The organism is Frigoribacterium sp. MEB024 (assembly GCF_000878135.1).
GTDB lineage: Bacteria > Actinomycetota > Actinomycetes > Actinomycetales > Microbacteriaceae > Frigoribacterium.
On record NZ_JXQZ01000039.1, the window covers coordinates 84,847 to 91,357 of the forward strand.

The following is a 6,511-nucleotide window of genomic DNA, read 5'->3' on the forward strand; positions in this document are numbered from 1 at the left end:
GATTCCGGTCGCCCTGACGACGACCGGCGCCCCGACCGGGTGGGGTCGGGGCGCCGGGAGGTCGTCGCGGGAGGCGTCAGACGGTGCGCGAGGGCTGCCCCGGCTCGGGCGATCCGGCGGCCTCGTGCTCGGCGACGAGCTTGCGCACGTCGTCCGCCAGCTGGGCGACGCCCTCGGGCAGCATCTCGAAGCCCTCGCGGTTGCCCGGGTTGACGACGAGGCCGGTCTCGGCCGGGATGGCCTGCACGAGCTCGGCAGCCGGGAGGGTCGCCGAGAACTCGGCCACGCCCTTGACCTGTTCGCCGATCATGTCGACGTGGGTGAAGGCGGCCAGCATCGGCACGCCCTCGCGGTCGAAGAGAACGGGCTGCAGGTCGTTCAGCGACTCTTGCGCGTCGGTGGCCGTGGCGACGACGACCTGGGCGTTGACGAACTCGGCGAGCACGCTGTTCATGTCGCCCTCACCCGCCTGGCCCTTGCTGATGGCCTGTTCGAGTGCGGTCTTTTCGCGGTTGTCCGTGTCGGTCATCCGACCAGCCTGCCGGGCGAACCTCCGTGTCGGCTCAGCGTCGCGCGTGGTGGGCGGCCCGGCCACTCGCTACCCTGTGCAACACCCCGCCGTGTCGCACCCACCTCGAGGAGCCCTCGTGCCCCGCAGCCTCCGCCTCCGCCCGTCCCCCCGATCCGCCGCGCCGGCCCTGGCCACCGCGGGTCTCGCCCTCGTGCTGCTCGTGTCCGGGTGCGCCGGCGGCGAGCCGGCCTCGTCGCCGAGCCCGACGCGCACCGCGTCGGTCACGCCCACGCCGACGGCCTCGGACGACGCTACGGCCCTGCCCGACGCCACCGCGCTGCCGACGACCGAGCCGCCCGCTCCCTCCACGGCCCAGGCCCAGGAGGCGCCCCCCGCGTGGCACGCGTGCGTCACGGCCGTCGGTCAGCAGTACCCCGACCTGCCGTACCTGGGCGACGTCTGGGCCTACGAGGCCGACGACGTCCGCGACAGCGACGTCGGCGCGATCGCCACCGTCACGATGGGCCACCTCGCCGACGGTCGCCCCGCCACCGAGTGGACCTGCCAGATCTCGGGCACCCCCGAGTCCCCCGTCGTCGACCGGGTCTCGCCGGCCGACCTCTGAGCCGCGGTCGCCCCCGCCGTCGCCGGTCCGGCTAGGGCGCGACGGCGACGACGACCGTGCCGTCGATCTCGTGGTCGCGGACGACCCGGGCCCGGAGGCCCGTGGCGGCCAGCGCCTCCTTCGTGTCGGCCGCCTGACGTCCGCTCGTCTCGAGGACCAGGGTGCCGCCGGGCGCCAGCCAGTCACCGACCTCGGCGGCGATCCGCCGGTGCAGGTCGAGCCCGTCGGCCCCGCCGTCGAGGGCGAGCCGCGACTCGTGGAGGCGCGCCTCGGGGGGCAGGGACGGGATCGCGTCGGTCGGCACGTAGGGCGCGTTCGCCGCGATCACCCGGAACCGACCGCGCAGCGACACCGGCAGGCCGTCGAACAGGTCGCCCCGGACGACCGTCCCCCGTTCGTCGAGGTTGCGTCGGGCGCAGCGCACGGCCGCCGGGTCGAGGTCGGTGGCCCAGAGGTCGAGACCGGGGTGCTCGGCGGCGAGCACGGCCGCGACGGCGGCGGCACCGCAGCAGAGCTCGAGCACGGCGAGGGGACCGGTGGCGAGACCCCGCGCGGCACCCGCCTCGGCGAGCGCCACCTCGGCCTGCCGCAGGACCAGCTCGGTCCGGCGGCGGGGCACGAAGACGCCGGGCTCGACGACGACCCGCCGCCCGGCGAAGGCCGCCCAGCCGAGGACCTGCTCGAGCGGTCGGCCTGCGACGCGGTCGGCGACCATCGTCTCGAGCGCCTCGCCGTCGGCGGCCTCGTCGAGCAGCAGCCGCGCCTCGTCCTCGGCGAAGACGCAGCCCGCGGCCCGCAGTCGTCGGGTGACGACCTGCTCACGGTCGGCCCCGGGGATGGTCACGCGCCCACGCTAGACCGACGCGTAGGCTGACGAGACCCGACGGCACGAGGGAGAACATGAAGCCGCTGACCGAGAACGACATCCGCGAGTCGTTCGTCAACGCCCTGCCGGGCGACCTCGACCGCCTCCCGATCCCCGGACTGCACGAGATGCTCTGGGAGGACCGGGAGTTCCTGGGCTGGCGTGACCCCCAGGCCCACCACCGGGGCTACATCGTCCACTGGATGGACGGCCGACCCGTCGGACTCGTCGTCCGGTCGTCGAGCAGTTCGCTGCGCCCCGGCATCGCCGCCATGTGCTCGCTCTGCCACTCGCCCCAGCCGGCCACGCAGGTACGCCTCTTCACCGCCCCCAAGGCCGGTGAGGCCGGGCTCAACGGCAACACGCTCGGCACCTACATCTGTGAAGATCTCGCCTGCTCGCTGCTGATCCGGGTCGCTCCCCCGCACCTCAACCCGCCCGAGCAGATCGCCCGCCGCTCGGCCGGACTCGCCGAACGGGTGCAGGGCTTCACGGCCAACGTCATGAAGACCGCCTGACGCGCGGCCGTCCCGCCGACCGCACCGCACCTCCCGTCGTCCCTCACCCGCTCCCCCTCCCGTCCCCACCGAAAGGCACCGCCGTGTCCGTCGTCAAGATCAACGCCATCCACGTCCCCGAGGGCTCCGGCTCCGAGCTCGAGAAGCGCTTCGCCGCCCGCCAGCACTCGGTCGACGGGGCGGAGGGGTTCGAGGGGTTCCAGCTGCTGCGTCCCGTCAAGGGTGAGGACCGCTACTTCGTCGTGACGACCTGGCGCAGCGACGAGGACTTCGCGGCCTGGTCGGCCGACGGCGCGAAGGCCGCCCACGCCCGTTCCGCCGGGTCGGGAGAGGCCCCGCGCGGCCCCGTCGCCACCGGTGCCGACCTGCTCGAGTTCGAGGTCGTCGAGCTCTGATCCCCACTTCGCTCGACGTCGAACCATGTCGGTCACGGTGACAGCGATCTCCAGGCTTGGCGCGTAGTCTCCTGCCCAATCGCCGACCCGCTCGGGGCCCGGCGTGAGAGGTCGCGATCGTCATGAAGAAGTCCACCCGCTGGGCCACCGCCGCCGCCGTCCCCGTGGCCGTCATCGCCGCGAGCATCGTGGTCCCCGCCGTCTCGGCCACGGCCGACGTCGACCTGCCCGACAAGACCCCGCAGCAGGTGCTGGCCCTCGCCGCCTCGAGTTCGGGGGCGTCCTACTCGGGCACGATCGAGCAGACTTCCGACCTCGGGCTGCCCGACGTGTCGGCCCAGGCCCCGGGCAGCGGGTCGTCCTCCGACGCCGCCGGCGCCCTCGAACTGCTGACCGGCAGCCACACGGCCAAGGTGTACGCCGACGGCGCCTCGAAGCAGCGCGTCCAGGTGATCGACCAGCTCGCCGAGCGCAACGTCATCCGTGACGGATCGAGCGTCTGGGCCTACGACTCGAAGACGAAGGAAGCGACGCACGCGACGCTGCCCGCCCAGGGGACCACCGAGAAGCCGAGCGCCCTGCCCGACGGCACCTCCGTCCCGCAGACCCCGGCCGAACTGGCCGACCTCGTCCTGTCGTCGCTCGAGCCCACGACGACCGTCACGGCCGACTCCGACGTCAGGGTGGCCGGACGGGACGCGTACCAGGTCGTCCTGACCCCGAAGGACTCCTCGACGCTCGTCGCGAGTGCGACCCTCACCGTCGACGCCGAGACCGGCGTCCCGCTCAAGGTCGTCGTCGCCGCGAAGGGGCAGAGCGACCCGGCCCTGTCGGCCGGGTTCACCTCGGTCGACTTCGGCGCCCCTGCGGCGTCCGTCTTCGCGTTCACTCCGCCGGCGGACGCGACCGTGACCGACGTGACCGTGCCGACCGGCGCCTCCGGACGGTCGCACGGTGACGCGGCGCACGCCGAGAAGACCGTCATCGGCTCCGGGTGGAGCACGATCGTCGGGGTCACCCCGGCGGCGGGGTCGACCGACGGCACCTCGTCGGCCGACGCCGACACCACGGGGTTGCTCAACCAGCTCACGACGAAGGTCGACGGCGGTCGCGTGCTCGAGACCTCGCTGGTCTCGGTCCTGCTCACCGACGACGGCCGGGTCTTCGCCGGGGCGGTCGACGCCTCGACGCTGCAGGCCGCCGTCGCCGGTCAGTGACCCCAGGCCGGTGAGCCACGACACCGCCACCGTCCCGGCGTCGACCGACGGTGACGCGTCCCGAGGGGCGTTCGCCGTCGAGACGACGGGTCTGACGAAGCAGTTCGGGCGTCAGCGTGCCGTCGACGGCGTCGACCTCGCGGTCCCCCACGGCAGCGTCTACGGGTTCCTCGGCCCGAACGGCTCGGGCAAGACCAGCACGATCCGCATGTTGCTGGGGCTCACCTCGGCGTCGAGTGGCGACGTCCGGGTGCTCGGCGGGTCCATGCCCGACGACCTGCGCCGCGTCCTGCCCCGCGTCGGCGCGCTCGTCGAGGGTCCGGCGTTCTATCCGTTCCTGTCGGGCCGGGCGAACCTGCACCGCCTCGACTCGGGTGACCGCTCGGCCCCGGCCGCCACGCGCCGTGCCCGGGTCGACGCCGCCCTCGACCGCGTCGGGCTCGGTCACGCCGCCTCGAAGAAGGCCCACGCGTACTCGCTCGGCATGAAGCAGCGCCTCGGCATCGCGAACGCCCTTCTCATGCCCCGAGACCTGCTGGTGCTCGACGAGCCCAGCAACGGCCTCGACCCGCAGGGCACGCGCGAGGTCCGCACCCTCATCCGCTCCCTCGCCGACGAGGGCACGACCGTCTTCGTCTCGAGCCACCTGCTCAGCGAGGTCGAGCAGATGTGCACGCACATCGGCGTGATGAGCGCCGGGCGGCTGCTGACCCAGGGCACCCTCGACGACCTGCGCGCGCTCGGCACACACCGGGTCCGGCTGCTCACGCCCGACCCGGACGCCGCCCGCGACGTCCTCGTGCGCCTGGGGCTCGCCCCGGAGGCGCGGGCCCGGCCGGACGCGACGCCCGCGACCGCAGGCGGTTCGGTGAGCGTGGAGGCCGAGCTCGCCGTCGAGGGGCTCTCGCCCGAGTCGATCGTCGTCGCCCTCGTCGCCGCGGACGTGCGCGTGCGCGGATTCGAGGTGGCCGGAGCCAGCCTCGAGGACCGCTTCGTCGACCTGACCGGGGAGGGCTTCGATGTCGCCGGCTGACCCCAGGGACTCGCGTCCCGACGCCGTCCTGCCCGCCGACCGCACGCGGGGCGGTCTGGGCCTCGCCCTGCTGGGCAGCGAGCTGGCGGTGCTCTTCCGCCGCGTCCGGACGATCGCGCTGCTCGCCGCGCTGGCCCTGATCCCGGTGCTGCTCGCCGTCGCCGTCCGGGTCACGTCGTCCGACGGCGGCGGTGGTCGAGGGCCGGCCTTCCTCGGCGACATCACGCAGAACGGCCTCTTCGTCTCGCTCACCGCCCTGACGGTGGCGATCCCGCTCTTCCTCCCGCTGACCGTGGGGGTCGTCGCGGGCGACACGATCGCGGGCGAGGCGAGCCTCGGCACCCTGCGGTACCTGCTGGTGACCCCGGTGGGCCGGGTGCGCCTCCTGCTCGTCAAGTACGCGGCCGCGGCCGCGTTCTGCCTCGCCGCCACGCTGGTCGTGGTGGTCTTCGGGGCGATCGCCGGTGCCGCGTTGTTCCCGGTCGGGCCGGTCACGCTGCTCTCGGGGCAGACGATCGGCCTGGGCGACTACGCACTGAGGCTGCTGCTGATGGCGCTGTACGTGACCGTGTCGCTGCTCGGACTCACGGCGATCGGCGTCTTCGCCTCGACGCTGACGAGCGTGCCGGTGGGGGCCATGGCCGCCACGATCGTGCTCTCGACCGTCGCGCAGATCGTCGATGCGCTGCCGCAACTGGACGTCCTGGACCCCTGGCTGTTCACGCACCACTGGCTGGGCTTCGCCGACCTGATGCGCGACCCGGTCTCGTGGGACTCGTTCGGCGCCAACGCCCTGCTGCAGGCCGGCTACGTCGTGGTCTTCGGTGCCCTGGCGCTCGGCCGCTTCACCACCAAGGACGTCCTGAGCTGACCCGTGGGTGCGCCGGTGTCGGCGGTCGCGGTTACCGTGGATCGGTGATTTCCCGTACCCGCCGCTCCCCTGTCACCTCCCGACCGGTCCGCCTGACCGTGGCGGCGTCGCTCGCCGCGACGGCCCTGTTCGCCGTGGCCGGCTGCACCTCCACCGGGGTCGACGACGCCGACGGGCGCACGGCCCTCGTCACCCACGAACAGGAGGCGCGGGTCACCGTGGTCGGCGCCGCCACCGCCCCCGAGAGGGCCGTCGAGGCCAGCCGGGCGATGTTCGCGTCGAGTCCGGTGGCCGTCGTCGCCCCGGACGGCGACGAGGCAGGCCAGGCCGAGGCGGCCGACGAGGCCGATCGCCTGGGCGTGCCGATGCTGCTCGCCCCGGCGGGCACCTCGACCGGGTCGCCGTCCGGCGGCCCGTCGAGCGGCGGCCCGTCGAGCGGGCCGTCCGTCCTGGCGGCCGAGCTCGACCGGCTCGGT

The 6,511-nt window shown here is 74.0% G+C and carries 8 protein-coding genes and 1 pseudogene; 7 read left to right on the forward strand and 2 right to left on the reverse strand.

Annotated features, from left to right (window positions below):
• Nucleotides 1–76: 76 nt before the first annotated feature.
• Nucleotides 77–529 carry an SseB family protein gene (locus tag SZ60_RS09705; protein WP_043595479.1) on the reverse strand — a complete coding sequence of 151 codons (453 nt, stop codon included), beginning with the start codon at nt 527–529 and terminating at the stop codon, nt 77–79.
• Between the two features lie 118 nt (nt 530–647).
• Here SZ60_RS09705 and SZ60_RS09710 point away from each other — a divergent pair, with 118 nt between their 5' ends.
• Complete coding sequence (locus tag SZ60_RS09710; protein ID WP_043595481.1) at nt 648–1,136, forward strand: hypothetical protein; 489 nt, start codon at nt 648–650, stop codon at nt 1,134–1,136.
• Nucleotides 1,137–1,167: 31 nt separating this feature from the next.
• On the opposite strand, the gene SZ60_RS09715 is transcribed toward SZ60_RS09710, so the two are convergent.
• Nucleotides 1,168–1,980 (reverse strand): putative protein N(5)-glutamine methyltransferase, encoded by an 813-nt coding sequence (locus tag SZ60_RS09715; RefSeq protein WP_231567105.1) that lies wholly within the window; start codon nt 1,978–1,980, stop codon nt 1,168–1,170.
• Between the two features lie 56 nt (nt 1,981–2,036).
• On the opposite strand from SZ60_RS09715, the gene SZ60_RS09720 reads away from it, so the two are divergent.
• The 6 genes and pseudogenes from SZ60_RS09720 to SZ60_RS09745 all read left to right on the forward strand — a co-directional run.
• Entirely contained in the window at nt 2,037–2,519 is a 483-nt protein-coding gene (locus SZ60_RS09720) for an FBP domain-containing protein (RefSeq protein ID WP_043595483.1), read from the forward strand.
• Nucleotides 2,520–2,602: 83 nt separating this feature from the next.
• The gene (locus SZ60_RS09725) at nt 2,603–2,914 is read left to right on the forward strand and encodes an antibiotic biosynthesis monooxygenase (RefSeq protein WP_043595484.1); all 312 of its coding nucleotides are present in this window, start codon (nt 2,603–2,605) and stop codon (nt 2,912–2,914) included.
• Nucleotides 2,915–3,036: 122 nt separating this feature from the next.
• Complete coding sequence (locus SZ60_RS09730; protein ID WP_043595486.1) at nt 3,037–4,131, forward strand: sigma-E factor regulatory protein RseB domain-containing protein; 1,095 nt, start codon at nt 3,037–3,039, stop codon at nt 4,129–4,131.
• Between the two features lie 10 nt (nt 4,132–4,141).
• A complete protein-coding gene (locus SZ60_RS09735; RefSeq protein ID WP_043595488.1) occupies nt 4,142–5,164 on the forward strand; it encodes an ABC transporter ATP-binding protein in 1,023 nt (340 codons plus the stop codon).
• Nucleotides 5,151–6,035 carry an ABC transporter permease gene (locus SZ60_RS09740; protein WP_043595489.1) on the forward strand — a complete coding sequence of 295 codons (885 nt, stop codon included), beginning with the start codon at nt 5,151–5,153 and terminating at the stop codon, nt 6,033–6,035. Before SZ60_RS09735 ends, SZ60_RS09740 begins: the two co-directional genes overlap by 14 nt.
• A gap of 44 nt (nt 6,036–6,079) precedes the next feature.
• Nucleotides 6,080–6,511 (forward strand): annotated as a pseudogene (locus SZ60_RS09745) (hypothetical protein); the annotation flags it as partial.